This window comes from Lysobacter sp. N42 (assembly GCF_004344885.1).
Genome location: NZ_SKFB01000004.1, coordinates 311,751 through 329,101, shown reverse-complemented (window position 1 = coordinate 329,101; position 17,351 = coordinate 311,751). Strand labels below are relative to the sequence as shown.

The following is a 17,351-nucleotide window of genomic DNA, read 5'->3' as shown; positions in this document are numbered from 1 at the left end:
ACATGGGTCAAAATTAAAGACGTATTATGGCAGATTCGAGCATAAAAATCTCGCTGCCAAGCCATTGATATAAAAGGGAATAAAAGAAAATCTAGATTTGCATAAAAGCCGCATAATTATGCGGCTCCGGGTTATTCTGCAGCAGTACCACGGCTTAGGCGCAAACGTCGTAAGTTCACGGTTCTCAATACTTCCAGCTCATGCCGACCTAATTGCGCGTCTTTACACATAACGCGGCCGTCTTCAGCAGAGACTAAATTAGCGGCATGCATCATTCTGAACTCAGAATACGCATTAGCCTGATATAGAATCCGTGCTAATCCAGTGAGTTCTTTCACTCCTGAAGACGCAGCAAAGCTTTCCAACGGATTAGTTAGCGGTAGGTATTTTAAATCGAGCGCAGCCATGAACTGAGCACTAGCCTTGGCTTCAAACTGCAGCATAATATTGCGAAGGAAAAGCTCTGATGGTTCTAACTCAATCAGAGCGTTATAACGCTCTGAACGTACTTCTTCCCGCAACTCTCTAAGCATATCCCGTTGCACATCGTCGAAACACATACCATATAAGCGGGCTAATATAGCTTTACCGATGTCATGGAACATACCTAACGCATAAGCATGAACAGGGTCTACGGTGCCGTCTAGCTCGGCCAATACTTGCGCTGTAATAGCCGTACCAAGAGAGTGTTCCCATAGCTTTCTACGCAACAAGTTGAAGGGTTCCATGTTCTTTGGAATCCAATGCTGCATAATAAACGCGGGAATAAGTATTCTTAAATCTTCAGACCCAACAAAGCTCATAGCATTACGCATACTCGTCACTTTCACACGCTTGGGGTCTTTCGGGTCGGCAAAAGGGGGCATATTCACAACACGGAGCAAACCGTCTTGTAACCAATCGAGGTCAACGGTGTAATTTTCCAATTTCCGCAAAGACGCCGCTTTAGCATTTAAAGCGTCTAATAATTGCACCGAATTGTCTTTTACATAAAGTACACGAGAAAGAATGTATTCTGGGTTATCTAAGGTCTCTTGAAGGTGTTCAAAAACTCGCTCATGAAGTTCAGCGGACATTTGTTCACGCTGGTACCTACGAGAAGCCTCTATACGGTCACGCTCTTCTTGACGGCGCTGTTCTACTTCCAGCAACTCACGCTGACGAATTAGCTCTTCTTCTTTCAGAACCGTATACGTTGAATCTAATTTTTTCGAAAAACTTAAGCTGATCAAAAAACTAGTGAACAACCTCTCAATTAGAGCGGGTTGCCCTTCTTTAGGGGATTCCGAAACTACTTTAAACTTTTGATAGTTCACCTAGTCTTACCTTCAGCACTTATAAATACAGTATTGCCCACGAATATTAACCCACTAATTCAGGTAACACTTCTCGCGGCAGTTGCGTAATCGGCAGATTCGCAAGCTTACAAAAATTCTCTAATAACGAATGCCCGCCGTGGCTAAGCACAGACTCTGGATGAAACTGTACTCCCCAAATCGGCAAGTCTTTATGCTCAACAGCCATAATGACTTGGCGTTGCTCTTGCCCATTTCCCTCTGTTACCCATGCTGTTGGCGTGAGTACCGTCGGCAAACTTTTCGTGTCTATCACTAATGAGTGATAACGCACCACTTCAAGCGGGTTCTTAACACCTGCAAATAACCCACTTCCATTGTGCTCAACAGTAGAGCGCTTACCATGCATTACCCGCTCGGCTCGTGTCACTTTGCCTCCAAATACCTGGCCTATCGCTTGATGGCCAAGGCAAACACCTAATATGGGTACTTTATCGGCAAAGTACTCGATGGCTTGAAGTGAAACTCCTGATTCGTCGGGCGTACATGGACCGGGCGAAATAACTAACGCGTCTATCGATAACTTTTGTAACTCTTGAATGGAAATTGCGTCGTTTCTCACGACCTTCACGGCTTGACCCAATTCAGCAAAGTAACGTGCAAGGTTGTGAGTAAAAGAGTCGTAATTATCGATGATTAATATCACGCCTTGTAACTCTAATTTTATTATTTTGTGGGGGAAACTATAACATTAGTTAACAAAAGCAAAAAGCCCGAATTACTTCGGGCTTTGTTTAAGGGTCTTCAGTGCTGTTTGACTTACTTGCGATACAGTCTTCTGTATCCAAATAAACCTACAAAGCACATAAACAACCAACCAAGGCTACCTTCGTACCACTTATCGGCGTCACGCGGTGCAACAGTAACTACAACCTCATACTCCGAGCTTGTATTTTGCATTCCGTCACGTAAGCGATAAGTAATCACTTGCTCACCTTTGAAGGTAACGTCTGGCGTAAAGGTAATTACACCATTAGACACTGTAGCCTCGCCGCCTTCTACGTTGCCCGTAAGTACAACAGACAAACCGCTTTGTGGCTCGATCAACAGTGGGGCACGCGCATTATAGGTAGCTCCATCAACCTCAGCAGAAGCAGAAACCAACGAACGAGCGGTAACTACGTCAACACCGTTTAGTACATCTACAGTCACCGCTGTGTTCCACTCGGTTGCGGCCGTGAAGTCTCTACCGTGATCCAATACTAGGTCGTAATCAACAGTTACCGTTGAGTCTTCAACTAACAAGTTACCTAATAACGCATCGCCAGTAGTAACAGCAGTGCCTTCACCGTCGTAATAATGGCTAAGACCAGATGTTCCTGAAACGTCTTCCATACCAATAGTTACAAACTCAGGCATAGCAGGCACTTCAATGTAGTTAAAAATAATGTCCTGCTGTTCTTCACCTAATGGCAACCAGACTGAAACAGTGTAGCTAGGGTCTGACGCCGCCACAGTTTCTGTCCACAACTTAGCTTCCGACCACTCAACTACCGCATAATCTGTGCCATCCAAAGTCACAAGCGTGAAGTAAATTTCACCACCAAGATCTTCACCTAACACCAAGTCTGTCCAGAAAGGAGCAATCAGGTTGTTCGGCGCGGCATCATTCGGCATGTCTTCGTTTAGGAAGGTTTGCGTCGTTGCAGACTGATCACCCGCAGCCACTAAGCCATTCGTGAAAATGGTAATACTCTCGTAGTTTGTGCCGTTGTAAGTAAAGCCATCATATGAACCTAAGCCAGTCACATGAATTGCAGCTTCATCACACTGACTCTCAGCACAACCAACACTTTGCGGTTCCAAATCTGCGATAGTGCCATAAGGAGATTCAGCAAGCGTTAGCTCAGAGTTACCGACTACGCTCTCGAACGAGCCTGTCCAAGTCAACACACCGTCAGCTACGTCATAATTTCCTGAAGCGTAGAACTCATCAACACGAATGTTGCTCGCGTCAAAGTCTTCTGGAAGGTTTACGCTTAAGCTAACTTCTTCGCCTTTCACAGGGCTACTAAAGTTTGTTTGAACCGTAACGACTTCTCCCCACGAAGGTTCACCCGTTGTAACTGAGGTGCTTAATACAGAAGCGTCATCTGCACGCTCAGAAGAGAACACAATTGGGAACGTCTGAAGTGAAGCGTTCGTGCCTTGTGAAATTTCCAACGCACCAAAGTTATAGCCATCGTCAGCGAAACGGCTGTCGATTGTCATGGTGAATGTTGCCGACTCTCCCGCAGGAATTGTTAGTTCTAATTCCTCAGCGGCTTCAGCTTCTCCAACTACAAATGATGCAGTTACATAAGAGTTACTGAACTGTTGAGTGTCCACGTAAACAACGATTTCTTCGTCAGACAAGTTGCTTACCGTTCGGTCGAACGAACAGCTGCTTTGGCATTCAACATCAACCAAAGACGGCGCGTCTATGACAAAGTTTGCGTTCTCAGCACCTGCGACATTCAATAAGCCTGCACCTTGACCAAAGGGCGTTGCGAAGAAACCATCTGAGTCACGAACAGAGTTATTCGTAGCAGTACCCATTAGCAACGACTTCACTTCAAAAGCGTCAAGCTCTGGGCGTAATTGGCGAAGAACCGCCGCTGCACCTGCAACGTGTGGAGACGCCATACTGGTACCACTCTTCAAACCAAAATCGCCAGTTAAGTCAGGTGAGTCTGCACTTAAAATGCTTACACCTGGAGCTGTGATTTCTGGTTTTAGAATCGTGTTGTTACCGTTTTGACCACGAGAGCTGAAGCCGGCTAGGTCGTTTACAGCACTCTCATCAATAACGCGCTCAACTGCGCCAATGGTAATTTCATCGCCTTCAACATAGGCATCGCGTAAGGCCACGCCATCGTCTTGCGTAAGAGACACAGAAACGAGAGTCGCACCCGGCATAGACATCGAAATTGTGCCTTCAGTGTTGTTCGAAACAATCATTCCGACAGCACCTGCGGCTTCTGCATTGTTTGCCTTTTGTGTGAATGAACAATCTCCACGAACAACTAATACGATATTGCCCGTTAAACTGTCTTCAGGATAAGCATTACAACCTAAAGTGTTACCTTCACTCGCATCTTCAGCAAAAACTAAAGTTGCAGTGACGTCTTCACTAAGTAGGAAGTCTCCATTTCCAGGAATTGCACTCCAGCTCTCTTCACCGTAGTAAACGTTGTTTTCAAACGTACGGCCTGTGCTTGACGCTGCAACAGTAATACCAGCTTCAACACAGCCAGGGCAGCCAATAGTTTGCTCGCCAGGACCATCGTTACCTGCCGCCGTTACAACAACGACGCCAGCAGCTTCAGCATTAGTGAAAATATCGTCGTAAACACTACCTGTGCCATCAAAACCAGGACCACCGCCCCAAGAATTGTTGATTACGTCTGCACCATCTTCTACAGCGTGCTCTAGCGCCTCTACAAGCATTACGTCTGAACCACTACCTTGACCGGTAGGTGTTCTAAACAATGCTTTGTACACCATTAAATATGCACCAGGAGCTACACCTGAAAGTTCAATTTCGCTGCCACGATATGGAGCATCTATGCGTTCACCCGCAGCTGTACCTGCAACGTGAGTACCGTGCCCGCCGTAGTCTAATGGACTCATATATTCATTATCGTTCACAGTGAACGTTGGGTTTGAATAACGCGCAGCAATAATTTTCGTAGTACAGAAGCTTGCGTCAGTCGTTGCGCAGTAGTCATCCGTAGGTACATCTGTCGCTGGGGTAAGATTTGTACCCGCGAACATCGGATTTTCAGGTCTAATACCACCGTCTACGATAGCAATGCGAACACCTTCACCAGCGTTGTCCTGTCCGCCAGCACTTGCCCAACTATCAGCTACGTTGATCAAGTCTAACGAGCTGTCCATTTGCTCGTAACGCATTTCATTACGGTAAACGCGCTCAACCTGTGGCATGTTTGCAACGTCCTGCATTGAAGTGCCCTTAGGTACTTCAATAGCAACTGCGTTTACCACAGTAGCGAACTGACGATACATTTCAGCTCGAGGAATACGGCGTTGCAGGTCCGAAACAAACGCGCGCTGTTGTGAATGCAAAAAGCTTTCATGCTCGCGGGCTTGAATAGAGTTAAGGTTTAACTGCGGTGCCACTGTACGGCCATTTTCCATTGTTCCAACTTGCGTGTATGCGCCTGCATATGCAGCAAGAGGCTCATCTTTAAGCTGAACAATATAAAATTCGGTTTCTTGCACTCGAAGAGGGTTTCTCGCCTCGGCTTTTTGCTGGGCTAGCTCTCCTTGCGCTCGCTCTACGCGCTCTACTTGCAAGCCATCGTTCGCCACTGCACCGTATGCTACGCATAGTGCTAGTGACACAGACGTTGCAAGTAAACGCGGTTTACTTGGAATAGACATAGTTTTGTTCCCTGTTTTACTTCACGATTGTTGTACGAGTTTATGTTTACTCGTTCATCTGCGCCTTCCATTGCTGGGCTCAAACAGCAACTCACCGCAGTAATCTTCGAGATTATCGCAAAGCCTACACCGATCCAATGTGCTTATACATAACTCAATTACATAACCTATACACTTTTGGCTATAAGGGTATAACATAAGATATAAAAAAAGCGCGATTAGTACGTTTTTTGTACTATCTTGCGCTTTCTCTTGTAATACTTGTTTACAAATTAAGAATGTAAAGTCCGCTTAAGGTTTGGTCACAAAACCCACAGCATCGTAAACAGCTCTCAAAGTGCTTTGTGCTTTCGCCTGTGCCTTCTCTGCACCTGTTTTCATAACCTTGTCCAAAACCGCACGATCCTCACGCAAGGCTTTGTATTTCTCTTGAATCGGCTCAAGCAATGCAACAACAGCGTCAGCTACATCGCCTTTCAAGTGACCATACATCTTGCCTTCGTATTCTGGCACAAGTTGATCAATGCTTTTTCCAGTGGCTCCAGAAAGAATCGTCAACAAATTCGAAACTCCTGCTTTTTCTTCAGGGTCGAAGTAAATACGCGCCTGCTCGTCTGAGTCAGTTACAGCACGTTTAATTTTCTTCGCTATTTTCTTCGGCTCTTCGAGTAACCCAATGAAGTTGTTTGCGTTTTCATCAGACTTCGACATTTTCTTGGTTGGATCTTGCAAGCTCATAATACGAGCGCCATGTTCTGGAATGAACGGCTCTGGCACTACAAGAACATCGCCATAAATGTTGTTAAAGCGAGTCGCCACGTCACGCGCTAACTCTAGGTGTTGCTTTTGGTCATTTCCTACAGGAACTTCATTAGCCCCATAAATCAGAATATCTGCAGCCATAAGCACAGGATAAGTAAACAAGCCCGCATTCATATTCGACTCTTGCTTCTGCGATTTGTCCTTGTACTGCGTCATGCGATTAAGCTCGCCCATTTGCGTGTAGCAATTCAAAACCCATGCAAGTTGAGAATGCTCTGGGACATGAGATTGTAAAAACAGTGTGCTCTTTTCAGGATCCAAGCCGCAAGCAAGATAAAGCGCAAGACCGTCTAGCGTAGCTTCTCTAAGCGCTTTAGGATCTTGTCTTACAGTAATTGCGTGTAAGTCTACCAGCATAAAATAGCTGTCACGGTCGTCCTGCATAGTCACCCATTGGCGCAATGCACCCATATAGTTTCCAAGGGTGAGTTGACCCGAAGGCTGGCATCCACTTAATACAATGGGTTGGCTCATGTGTCTTACTTCCTATTTTACATTCAGCGACTTTGCGTCGCGATTTCTATTTCTTTGCGCATTTGCGCGATAACTGCACGATAATCTGGGGCATTAAATATGGCACTGCCCGCTACAAACATGTCTGCGCCAGCTTTAGCAATGTCACCAATATTATCAACTTTTACTCCACCGTCGACTTCTAATCGAATATCGCGGCCACTCTCATTAATTCGTTGCTTCACCTGGGCAATTTTCTGCAGTGTCGTAGGTATAAATTTCTGCCCACCGAACCCAGGGTTTACAGACATCAACAAAATCATGTCGACCTTGTCCATAATGTAATCTAAGTAATGAAGAGGTGTTGCAGGATTGAGTACCACGCCAGCTTTACAACCATTATCATGTATCAACTGTAGTGTGCGATCTACGTGAACAGAAGCTTCTGGATGAAAGGTAATCATAGACGCACCAGCTTTAGCAAAATCGGGGATAATTCTATCAACCGGTTCAACCATTAAATGCACGTCAATTGGCGCAGTAATGCCATAATTACGCAATGCATCGCAAACCATAGGACCAATTGTAAGATTAGGAACAAAGTGGTTGTCCATAACGTCAAAATGAACAACATCAGCGCCAGCTGCAATAACCGACTCTACTTCTTCGCCGAGTCGAGCGAAGTCTGCCGACAATATAGACGGGGCGATTAGAAATTCCGACATGATTAGCCTCACAGTTATCCTACGAAGCGACGTATTCTATCAGTACCATGAATTTCAATCACCTGATAAACAAAATTACTAGTGATTATTTAAATTAAATGTTAAATTGGTCGTTCACTTTTTAGGCAAGGAGAAGAGCATGCGTCGAATGATCATCGCGATGATCCTTTTTGGATCGACAATACTCGCTACTGCGGTATTGCTCAATGCAAACCATACTAGGCAAGAAACAGCATGTGTAGCTGTATTTAATGGTATCCAAAGCCAAGTTTGTCCGCAGCCTGAAAGTGAAGAGCAAGTAAATTGGTTTGCATGGGCTCAGTTCAAAAGCAAATCAGCACAGCTTCATTTCTTAGACTTAGTTGAACTTATTTTTGGTTCAGAACCGCCTCAGAATGTTAGTCGAGGCAACTTAGATGAACAGTCTCTAAATCGCCGATAAGATTATAGATGAGCGAGAACTCCCAACGCCCAACTTTATGGAACGTTATTGTTAGCGTTCTTGCGGCAATGTTTGGTGTACAAACAGAACACAACCGAAAGCGCGACTTTAACCAAGGCAATCCCCTTGCTTTCATTATTGTCGGCGTCATTTTTATCGTGCTTTTTGTACTTAGCATTTATGGACTGGTGAGCCTACTTGTAAGGCTCAACCAGTAGTTACGCCGCTGGTCGCTCTTCAATGCCCGAATGTCTTAATAGTGCAGCAAGCTCCGGCTTTCTGCCTCTAAACCGCTCAAACAATACAGCGATGTCTTCGCTGCCCCCGGCTTCTAAAATGTTGTTTAAAAACGAGCGACCCGTTTGCGCATTGAAAATACCGTCTTCTTCAAACTTTGAGTATGCGTCTGCCGACAGTACCTCTGCCCATTTATAGCTGTAATAACCTGCTGCGTAACCACCCGCAAAAATATGACCAAAGCTATGCTGGAAGCGATTAAACGCCGGAGGAATAACTACCGCTACTTTCTCTCTAACTTTGTCCAAGACACTCTGAATAGCGTCTGCTGAATCAAGGTCTCCACGGCTATGAATTTCCATGTCAAATAACGAGAACTCAAGCTGTCTCACCATTTGCATGGCAGCTTGGAAGTTCCTTGCTTTCAACATATTGTTAAGTAGTTCGTCGGGTAATGCTTCATTCGTTTCGTAATGACCCGCGATAAACTGAAGCGCCTCTTTCTCCCAACACCAGTTTTCCAAGAACTGACTCGGTAACTCAACTGCGTCCCAAGGAACTCCGTTAATACCGGAAATTGAACCAATACTCACTTGTGTAAGCATATGGTGTAAGCCATGACCAAATTCATGAAACAAAGTAACTACTTCATCATGGCTAAATAGCGCCGGCTTATCGCCTACTGGACGGCTGAAGTTACAAGTCAAGAACGCGACTGGAAGTTGCAAGCTTCCATCTTTTCTTTCACGGCGCACTACACAGTCCGCCATCCAAGCGCCGCCCCGTTTTTTCGCTCGAGCATAAAGATCTAAATAAAAACTTGCTCGTAAGTTGCCTTCCTCATCAAGGACCTCAAAATACTTCACATCCGGGTGCCAGGTGCTTACGTCCTTCCGCGCCTTAAATTGGACATTAAATAAGCGTGAAGCCACCTCAAACAAACCGTCGGTAACCTTTTGCTCAGGGAAATACGGGCGTAACATTTCATCAGAAATTGCGTAGTGTTCTTGTTTGAGCTGTTCTGCAAAATAAGGAATGTCCCACGCCTGCAAGTCAGAACATCCCTTTTTCCTTGCGTATTCCTTTATTTCTTCCAATTCACGCTGTGCCTGCGGATATGCTCTTGTGGACAGGTCATTCAAAAACGATAAAACCTCTTCTGGAGACGATGCCATTTTAGTTTCTAGTGACAGTTCAGCGTAATTTTTAAAGCCCAAGAGCTGCGCCAACTCGTTTCGCAAAGCCAGTGTTTTAACCATCACTTCTGAGTTATCAAATTGGGTTTCAGCACCCTGTTCAGAAGCTCGTGTAACAAACGCCGTGTACAATTTCTGTCGCAGCTCTCTATCATGAGCGTACATCATTATGGGTAAGTAGCTAGGAATGTCGAGTGTAATAACGTAGCCCGATAACTCTCTACTCTTCGCCTCTTCTGAAGCAGCTTCTAAAGCGCTTTCTGGAACACCAGCTAGAGCCTCTTCACTTTCCAGGTGTAAATACCAAGCATGAGTTGCGTCGAGTAATTGATTGCTGAACTTTGAGCTTAAATCAGACAGTGAAGACTGAATTTTGGCATAAGTACCCTTTTGTTCGTTAGGTAATGCAACACCGCCGAGCTTGAAATCTCTCAACGTATCTTTAATCACTCGTTGCTGTGGTTCAGACAACTCTTTAAAGCCATCACTCTCTGCAAGTTTTCTGTAGGCTTCATAAAGTCCTTCGTGCTGGCTTACGAATGTGCCGTAGGCTGACAATAAAGGTAAGCATGCGTCGTGCGCTTCACGCAGGTTATCGTTGCTCACGACCGCATTTAAATGAGAAACTGGGGACCACAAACGACTAAGGTCGTCGTCGGCTTCTTCTAATGGTGCGACAAGGCTTTGCCAAGTAGGGGACTCTAATTGCGCTAACTCATCGATTAACTTTTGGTTGCGTTCAACAATAAACTTAACAGCGGGTTCAATATGTTGCGGCTCGATACTGTCGAAATTAGGCAATGTATTCGATGCCGAGTGGGCATACTCCAGTAACGGGTTGGTTGTCTCGGTCATAAATAAAATACTCCGTAATTTGCCGCTTTATTTGTTTATTCATTTTAGATAACACATAAATGTGGCTTAACAACCTTGTTTTCAAGCCTGAACTTAGTAACCTTATGTCCACGTTTAGGGCATTCATAGGAATAAGAATGAAAATTAGAGCAATAACGTTAGGGCTTACGGCAATGATGACACTTGGTGCCTGCCAATCAGAAAGTGATGCAACCGCGGTTACACAACCTCAAGCGCCTACTTTCACGCTAGAAGAGGCGATAACCGAGGATATTTTTAAACTCGCTAATGTCCCAGCTACACGTTGGTTAGCCGACGGAAGTGGCTACACGACATTAGAAAGTAATGAAAATGGCGGTGAAGACATTGTTCGCTACCACCCTGTCACACAGGAGCGCACAGTACTCGTTAGTGCCAGTCAAATTACGCCAGAAGGTCAAGAAGAGGCGCTGGAAATTGCAGACTACCAATGGTCGCAAGACGGTTCTAAGGTTATTATTTTCACCAACACAGTACGTTCATGGCGTACACACACACTCGGTGACTATTGGGTACTGGACCTTACAACCAATAATCTCAAACAACTTGGTGAATTCGCAGAAGAGTCTACGCTTCAATTTGCGAAGTTTAACCCTCAGGGTAACCAAGTTGCCTACGTACAAGCCAACAACCTCTACGTTGAGTCGTTAGCTAGTAACGGCGGTGTGCAACAGCTTACCTTCGACGGTAGTGACACCATTATCAACGGCACGTTTGACTGGGTAAACGAGGAAGAGTTTGGGCTTAGAGACGGTTTCCGCTGGTCTCCGTCGGGTGATGCTATTGCTTATTGGCAAGTGGACACCAGTGGTGTTGAGTCGTTTACCATGATCGACAACACCAGTGACAACTATCCGCAGCTTACTACATTCCCTTATCCGAAAGTGGGTGAAACAAACTCTTCACTTCGTGTTGGTGTTATTCCGGCAGACGGCGGCGAAACCACTTGGATGAACCTTCCTGGCGACCCTCGCGCGCACTACATTGTTCGTATGGAATGGGCTGGTAATAATAACAAGCTCATGCTGCAACAAATGAACAGAGCGCAAAACACCATGCATTTCTGGCTTGGAGACCGAGAAAGCGGTGATGTAGAACAGTTGATTACCGAACAGTCGAACGCTTGGGTTGAGCAGGTAGATGACGTTCGCTTCTTTAGAAACGGTCAGAGCTTCACTTGGCAAAGTGAGCGCAGTGGATTTCGTCACTTATATCGTTACGACGCGGATGCTGAGGGAGATAAGCTAACACAGCTTACGCGAGGCAATTTTGATGTTGTCCAGCTACTCGAAATCGTGGCAAACGAACAAGGCGAAGGTAAAGCTTACTATATTGCTTCTCCACAAAACCATTTAGAGCGCTACTTGTTCAGTGTCGACCTCTCTGGTGAAAGCGACCCCGTTCGCCTGACTCCTGAAGAGTGGGACGGTACTCATGGTTATCAGATCGCTCAGAATGGTGAGTTCGCTATTCACAGCTTTAGTGAAGTAGGTGTAGCCACACAAACAAACTTAGTTGCGCTACCGAGCCACGAAATTATTCAAGTGATTGAAGACAACAGTGCAGTGCAAGAAGTTATTGACGAGCGCATTACCAGTACCACTGAGTTTTTCCAAGTAGAAGCAAGAGATGGCTTGGTACTCGACGGTTTCATTATGAAACCGCGTAACTTCGACCCAACTCAATCTTACCCGCTCATTATGTATGTGTACGGGGAGCCATGGGGCCAAACTGTTGCCAACAAGTGGCTTGGCAACCGCTGGCTGTGGCACGAATACATGACCCAGCAAGGTTATGTAGTCGCGTCAATAGATAACCGTGGTACAAAGTCGCCAAGAGGGCGAGAATGGCGCCACTCGATATACAAGCAACTCGGTATTGTTACTGTGCGTGACCAAGCCGACGCCTTACAAGCGATGCTCGAGCGCTGGTCTTGGTTAGACGGAGAACGTGTGGGTATTTGGGGTCACAGTGGCGGTGGTTCGCAAACGCTTAACGCATTGTTTAGATATCCTGAGCTATTTCACGCTGGCATCGCCTCTGCACCAGTACCGGACTTACGCTTGTACGATACCATTTATCAAGAACGTTACTCGGGACTGTTACCAGAGTCTGCTGAACAGTACGAAGCTACTTCAGCCATTACTCATGCGGCAAACTTAGAAGGTGAATTGTTACTCATTCACGGTACAGGTGACGACAATGTTCACTATCAAGGCTCTGAGGCTTTGATCAACGAACTCATAAGGCACCAGAAGCAATTTGAGTTTATGGCTTACCCAAATCGCTCTCATAGTATTCGTGAGGGAGAAGGTACTGTTTTACACTACCTTCAATTGAAAACCGACTTCTTCCTAGAGAACTTGCCGGTTAGTGGCGCACCGTAACCCAACGGGTTATTATACTTCGGGTCCGCTCACATCAACAGAGTGGACCCATCCTTTCTCAATAGCACCTGCTAGGTCTTTCTCTAAGGCCTCTTTGGTTTCCTCGAAAGGCACATTAAGACCCATAACACCAAGTCCACGATTGCGACCATGCACTTTGCCTATGTAAAGCGCCATATCTGCTATTTGTAAGCACTTCTCCCAGTTCAACTGAGACTCTGAAACATTACCAAACGGCAGCGGAATGAAACCCGCTGTAGCTGTTACTTGAATCGCCTCATCCTTCGTTTGCACAGGCTTTTCACCAATAACTTGCAACACACGCTGAGTAAATTCAGGAAGGCGCTCCGGATTCATCTCTTTGAGGTAGAGTAAAAACTCCTCGCCACCCCAACGCACAACCATGTCTGTTGCTCGAGAGACTTTTTTCAAACGCTTTCCAAGTTCGACTAGAACCTGATCTCCCGCCATATGACCTCGGTTGTCATTAATTTTCTTAAAGAAGTCCACGTCCAATAATAGTAATGCATCTGGGTACTCATGCTGATCCGAATAGCGCGCTTGTCGTTCCCGCTTTTTCATTGCTTCCTGGAACGAACGTCGATTTAACAACGCTGTAAGCGCGTCGTGGGTCGACTGATACTCCAACTGACGGTTGGTGTCTTTTAACTTTCGGTTTGCACGTCTTGCTGCGCGGTAGAGCTGGAACAATAGTACCGACCCTAAAACAACAACTATCGCGAACAAAATGAAGAGTTTCTTTTGTAGCTCTGCATTTTCAATAGCTCGTTGTTGTAGCTCATTACGTTGTTCCAATAAATCAATTTGCGTAGCTTGCTCATTCGCTTCATAACGCGTTTGAAGCTCAGACAGTGTTTCTTCTCTTTCTCTTTCGTGCAGTGTTTTATTTAAATCTCTTTGCTCAATGAGTGCGTTTGTAGCATTCTCAAACAGCCCAGCTTCCACATAAGCTTCTATCAATGAATTCAAGGTATCGGCATGGTCGGCATCAGTGGAGTCTTCTTTCATAATCTCCGCATTAGTTTCCATCATGGGAATACCAACCTCTGCATTCCCTGTCATCACTTCAACGTAACCTAAATTAAACAGAAGCAAGGCTTTCGTGGCCTGATCGTCAAGGGCTTCTGCCTCAGCCAAAGCTTCCTGAAAGACTTCCCGAGCCTGCTCAAATTCTTTTTCGTCTAACCAAGAAGAGCCGATATTGTTCATCGACAGCAACACAATTTCAGGTATATCAAACTGCCTTGCCCAAACAATCGCTTCTTCGTGGGAGGCAATGGATGCTGCAGACTGCCCCATTTGCCCCTCTAGATACCCTTTAAGCAAATAAAGATCGGGTAGGTCCCGTTCAAAACCTTCAGTTTTCGCTGTATCGATAGCACGTTGGCTCGTTTCTAACGCACTCTCATAATCTCTCAAATCTGATTGCAAGTAAGCGATGCTGGTATTGAGGAACTGACGACGTAGAACTGTTCTCTCGTCATCAGTTTCTCGCACAGCTTCATATGCAGATAAGTAATGCTCAAGCGCCCCCTCGTAATCACCCACATCATGAAATACTCGACCCACTAAGTTGTGAGCAAAGTACCTTACACGAGGTGACTGTATGTCTGTCATTAAAGGAAGCACACGCTCTATTGCTACTAGCGCGTCTTGGGTTTGGTCTGAAAAGTAATGAAGCGTAATTTCAACTGCACGGGCTTCAACTATGGCATCTGCCACCCCTGTGAACTCAGCCACCGTGACCATATCCTCGGTGATTTCCCAAGCTTTCTCATCTTGCTCGTCCACCAACAGGTCAATGGCGTAATAACCGCGAGCGCGAACCCAGCTCATAATCGGCGTTTGCTCGTCTACTTTTGCGACAATACTCTCTATTAACTCATGAGGATTTTCAGCTTCTGGATTGCGAGGAGCGCGAAGGTAGTCGTCTAACTCAGATTCTATCGTAGGATCTTCATGCACACGGAAGCTGTACTCGTCTTGAGCGAACAAGCCGAAACTGCAACACAGTAGCGCAAAAGTTAAAAATAAAGCTATTCGCGTGGCTAGGTGCATGGCATCAAAGTTATATGAGAGAGTTATACCCCGTTTTTATCAAATTTTTGGTTAAAACAGAAGCAAAGCATAATAAATTATCCGGAAGAAGCTAGGCCTCCGATTTCCACCGGGGTGAGAAAATCACTCGAATTCATCAACCGTTAGCAGTAATATGTGCCGTCAATATTGAGAATTCGAGAGTATTTATATGGGTCGCGCGTACCAAAATAGAAAAGATTCGATAGCAAAAACAGCTGCAGCTAAAAGTAAAGTTTATAGCCGCTACGGGCGTGAAATCTATGTTGTGGCAAAGTCAGGTGGCACTGACCCTGACGGTAACCTAGCATTAAGAAGCTTGATCGAGCGTGCAAGAAAAGACCAGGTTCCTGCTCACGTAATTTCTAACGCGCTAGACAAGGCTTCTGGCAGTGGTGGCGAAAACTACGAAGCAGCAAGATACGAAGGCTTTGGACCAGCAAACTGTATGCTTATCGTGGAATGCTTAACAGACAATCCAAATCGTACCTTCACCGAAGTTCGTAACTGCTTCACCAAAACAAAATGCAAAATTGGTGCGCCAGGTTCGGTAGCTCATATGTTCGACCACTGCGCTATTTTCAGCTTTGCGGGTGACGACGAGGACGCTGTACTAGAAGCATTAATGGAAGCTGACGTAGATGTTACCGATGTTGAGAGTAACGATGGTTTCATCACTGTATTCGCGCCAAACACTGAATATGCGAAAACTCGCGAAGCGTTGCAAAGTTTTAATACAGATATTGAGTTTGAAACTGATGAAATTCAATTTGTCCCACAACTCACTACCGAGCTAGCTGGTGAGGACATTGAAGTTATGGATAAGCTCATGGATATGCTAAACGACTGTGATGATGTGCAGCAGGTGTATCATAGCGCTAGCTATTAAAAACCCCGCTTTTAAAAACAAAAGAGGGCGGTAAAACCGCCCTTTTTTCCTTCTAATTCGTCAGACCTGTGTATCAATTTGCGTTCCGGTCTGTCTCTGTAAACTTCCCGTAACTGTCTTAATTTGCCTGTCTAGAGTGCTTATCGTTTCTTCTTGGCGAACCGCACGTTGTGCAATCTCAGCACGGTTATCTTGCCGGTCTGCATCTCTACTTAAGCGGTCAGCCTCAGACTCTAGTTCCTGAGCTTCTTGACGTTTTTCTTCCGCCTGCTCTTCTAGCCTTGTTGCTTGCTGCTTAGCTAATTCTGCGGTGCGTTTAGCCTGTTGTTGCTGATAGTCACCAAACGCACTGACGGTTAATGATGCCGAATCAGTAATCATGTCAACCGCCCTCTTATGTTATTTCACCTAACATAAAGATTAGCACTTGATTAAAATTCAGGCAATTTATGCTCTACCCACTAATAAGCGAATAAGGAATATAAATAATGAGTGCCAAAAGTCCTAGCAGCACTATAGCGAGAATCGAATTCACAACAAACTTAAGCGTTTTATATAACGGCTTATTTGTCTCTTTCAGTTCTTTAGAACGCGCTAGTAAAGGTGAAACGCTGGAAAACACAGCATTGGCTAGTCCTTTTTTATCTGACTCATCATTCGGAACAATGGTCATGCGCATGAGCTGACGATAGAAAAAATTGACAACTTTACCAACCACACCCATAGGTCTTTCCACGTCTAGCATCAATATAAGACGAGGCTTGCCGGTGTTGTTTGCTACATGGTGAACGTAGGTCTCGTCGAACAATAGAGCTTCCCCGTCACGCCAGCTGTACTCTTGGTTATCGACGTTAATCCAACAATTGTCGTCGTTCGGTGTTTCCAACCCTAGGTGGTAACGCAAAGAGCATGCGAATGGGTCAGAATGAGGTGTTAGCTTCCCTCCAGGTGGCAACAACGTAAACATTGCGCCTTTAACCTGAGGAATTTGTTCAATGAGTTTTACCGTTTCAGGACACATTCTTTTCGCAGAGTCATGCGTATACCCATACCACTTAAGGTAGAATTTACTCCATCCGTATTTAAAAAAGGTTCTGAAACCAACGTCGTAATGACCGCTATTATTCTTGTCCTTGGTCTTTTCAAATTCGTTGTTTTCTCTCAATGCCAAAGCTTCATCTCGAATGGTTTTCCAGTTCACGGTGACGTTCGCTAACTCAGGGAATTCGTCGAGATTAAGAATAGGTCTACGAGCGCGCTTCTGCGTCGACATATACAACATGCAATTTAATGGCGCGAAGATTGGCCAGCACTTGCGAGCGTACTCATTAAAAGAGGGATGACGATACGTGCCACGAAAAGCATAAACATATACCATCGAGGCGACGGTAAAGGTTGCTAATGCAAGAAGAATGAGAATTAATGGCTCCATTGTACGCTGACCTTCTATTAACTATATCGGGCGCAC

The 17,351-nt window shown here is 45.3% G+C and carries 13 protein-coding genes; 4 read left to right on the top strand and 9 right to left on the bottom strand.

From position 1 onward, the window contains the following. Positions 1-131: 131 nt before the first annotated feature. The 5 genes from EYQ95_RS10760 to rpe all read right to left on the bottom strand — a co-directional run bounded on the left by EYQ95_RS10760 (position 132) and on the right by rpe (position 7,741). Positions 132-1,316: an HDOD domain-containing protein gene (locus EYQ95_RS10760; RefSeq protein WP_111915735.1), complete on the bottom strand. Its 1,185-nt coding sequence runs from the start codon at positions 1,314-1,316 to the stop codon at positions 132-134. A gap of 46 nt (positions 1,317-1,362) precedes the next feature. Beyond that, on the bottom strand, positions 1,363-2,001 hold the full coding sequence (locus tag EYQ95_RS10755; RefSeq protein WP_111915736.1) for an aminodeoxychorismate/anthranilate synthase component II: 639 nt from the start codon (positions 1,999-2,001) through the stop codon (positions 1,363-1,365). Positions 2,002-2,114: 113 nt separating this feature from the next. Beyond that, positions 2,115-5,579, bottom strand: coding sequence for a S8 family serine peptidase (locus tag EYQ95_RS10750; protein WP_165924711.1), 3,465 nt, complete (start codon positions 5,577-5,579; stop codon positions 2,115-2,117). A gap of 453 nt (positions 5,580-6,032) precedes the next feature. Continuing rightward, entirely contained in the window at positions 6,033-7,037 is a 1,005-nt protein-coding gene (gene trpS, locus EYQ95_RS10745) for a tryptophan--tRNA ligase (RefSeq protein ID WP_111915738.1), read from the bottom strand. Positions 7,038-7,060: 23 nt separating this feature from the next. Continuing rightward, the gene (gene rpe / locus EYQ95_RS10740) at positions 7,061-7,741 is read right to left on the bottom strand and encodes a ribulose-phosphate 3-epimerase (RefSeq protein WP_111915739.1); all 681 of its coding nucleotides are present in this window, start codon (positions 7,739-7,741) and stop codon (positions 7,061-7,063) included. A gap of 139 nt (positions 7,742-7,880) precedes the next feature. Between rpe and EYQ95_RS10735 the strand changes: the two genes are divergently transcribed. Then, positions 7,881-8,183, top strand: a complete 303-nt coding sequence (locus EYQ95_RS10735) for a hypothetical protein (RefSeq protein ID WP_111915740.1) — start codon at positions 7,881-7,883, stop codon at positions 8,181-8,183. An 8-nt stretch (positions 8,184-8,191) separates the two neighbouring features. Continuing rightward, entirely contained in the window at positions 8,192-8,401 is a 210-nt protein-coding gene (locus EYQ95_RS10730; protein WP_111915741.1) for a DUF2970 domain-containing protein, read from the top strand. On the opposite strand, the gene prlC is transcribed toward EYQ95_RS10730, so the two are convergent. Continuing rightward, the gene (prlC, locus tag EYQ95_RS10725; RefSeq protein ID WP_111915742.1) at positions 8,402-10,471 is read right to left on the bottom strand and encodes an oligopeptidase A; all 2,070 of its coding nucleotides are present in this window, start codon (positions 10,469-10,471) and stop codon (positions 8,402-8,404) included. A 137-nt stretch (positions 10,472-10,608) separates the two neighbouring features. On the opposite strand from prlC, the gene EYQ95_RS10720 reads away from it, so the two are divergent. Further along, complete coding sequence (locus EYQ95_RS10720; protein ID WP_111915743.1) at positions 10,609-12,897, top strand: S9 family peptidase; 2,289 nt, start codon at positions 10,609-10,611, stop codon at positions 12,895-12,897. A 12-nt stretch (positions 12,898-12,909) separates the two neighbouring features. Here the strand turns inward: EYQ95_RS10720 and EYQ95_RS10715 are convergent, their stop codons facing one another. After that, positions 12,910-14,913 carry a tetratricopeptide repeat-containing diguanylate cyclase gene (locus EYQ95_RS10715; protein ID WP_165831979.1) on the bottom strand — a complete coding sequence of 668 codons (2,004 nt, stop codon included), beginning with the start codon at positions 14,911-14,913 and terminating at the stop codon, positions 12,910-12,912. 253 nt (positions 14,914-15,166) lie between these two features. On the opposite strand from EYQ95_RS10715, the gene EYQ95_RS10710 reads away from it, so the two are divergent. Next, positions 15,167-15,883, top strand: a complete 717-nt coding sequence (locus EYQ95_RS10710; RefSeq protein WP_111915745.1) for a YebC/PmpR family DNA-binding transcriptional regulator — start codon at positions 15,167-15,169, stop codon at positions 15,881-15,883. A gap of 60 nt (positions 15,884-15,943) precedes the next feature. Here EYQ95_RS10710 and EYQ95_RS10705 read toward each other — a convergent pair whose 3' ends face one another. Together EYQ95_RS10705 and EYQ95_RS10700 are read right to left on the bottom strand one after the other, a co-directional pair. Then, entirely contained in the window at positions 15,944-16,264 is a 321-nt protein-coding gene (locus EYQ95_RS10705) for a hypothetical protein (RefSeq protein WP_111915746.1), read from the bottom strand. A gap of 73 nt (positions 16,265-16,337) precedes the next feature. Then, on the bottom strand, positions 16,338-17,315 hold the full coding sequence (locus EYQ95_RS10700) for an aspartyl/asparaginyl beta-hydroxylase domain-containing protein (protein WP_111915747.1): 978 nt from the start codon (positions 17,313-17,315) through the stop codon (positions 16,338-16,340). Between the last annotated feature and the right edge of the window lie 36 nt (positions 17,316-17,351).

Coding starts and splice junctions, on each gene's coding strand:
- trpS (WP_111915738.1), bottom strand. CDS start 7,037: ATGAGCCAACCCATTGTATTAAGTGGATGCCAGCCTTCGGGTCAACTC.
- rpe (WP_111915739.1), bottom strand. CDS start 7,741: ATGTCGGAATTTCTAATCGCCCCGTCTATATTGTCGGCAGACTTCGCT.
- EYQ95_RS10735 (WP_111915740.1), top strand. CDS start 7,881: ATGCGTCGAATGATCATCGCGATGATCCTTTTTGGATCGACAATACTC.
- EYQ95_RS10730 (WP_111915741.1), top strand. CDS start 8,192: ATGAGCGAGAACTCCCAACGCCCAACTTTATGGAACGTTATTGTTAGC.
- prlC (WP_111915742.1), bottom strand. CDS start 10,471: ATGACCGAGACAACCAACCCGTTACTGGAGTATGCCCACTCGGCATCG.
- EYQ95_RS10720 (WP_111915743.1), top strand. CDS start 10,609: ATGAAAATTAGAGCAATAACGTTAGGGCTTACGGCAATGATGACACTT.
- EYQ95_RS10710 (WP_111915745.1), top strand. CDS start 15,167: ATGGGTCGCGCGTACCAAAATAGAAAAGATTCGATAGCAAAAACAGCT.
- EYQ95_RS10705 (WP_111915746.1), bottom strand. CDS start 16,264: ATGATTACTGATTCGGCATCATTAACCGTCAGTGCGTTTGGTGACTAT.
- EYQ95_RS10700 (WP_111915747.1), bottom strand. CDS start 17,315: ATGGAGCCATTAATTCTCATTCTTCTTGCATTAGCAACCTTTACCGTC.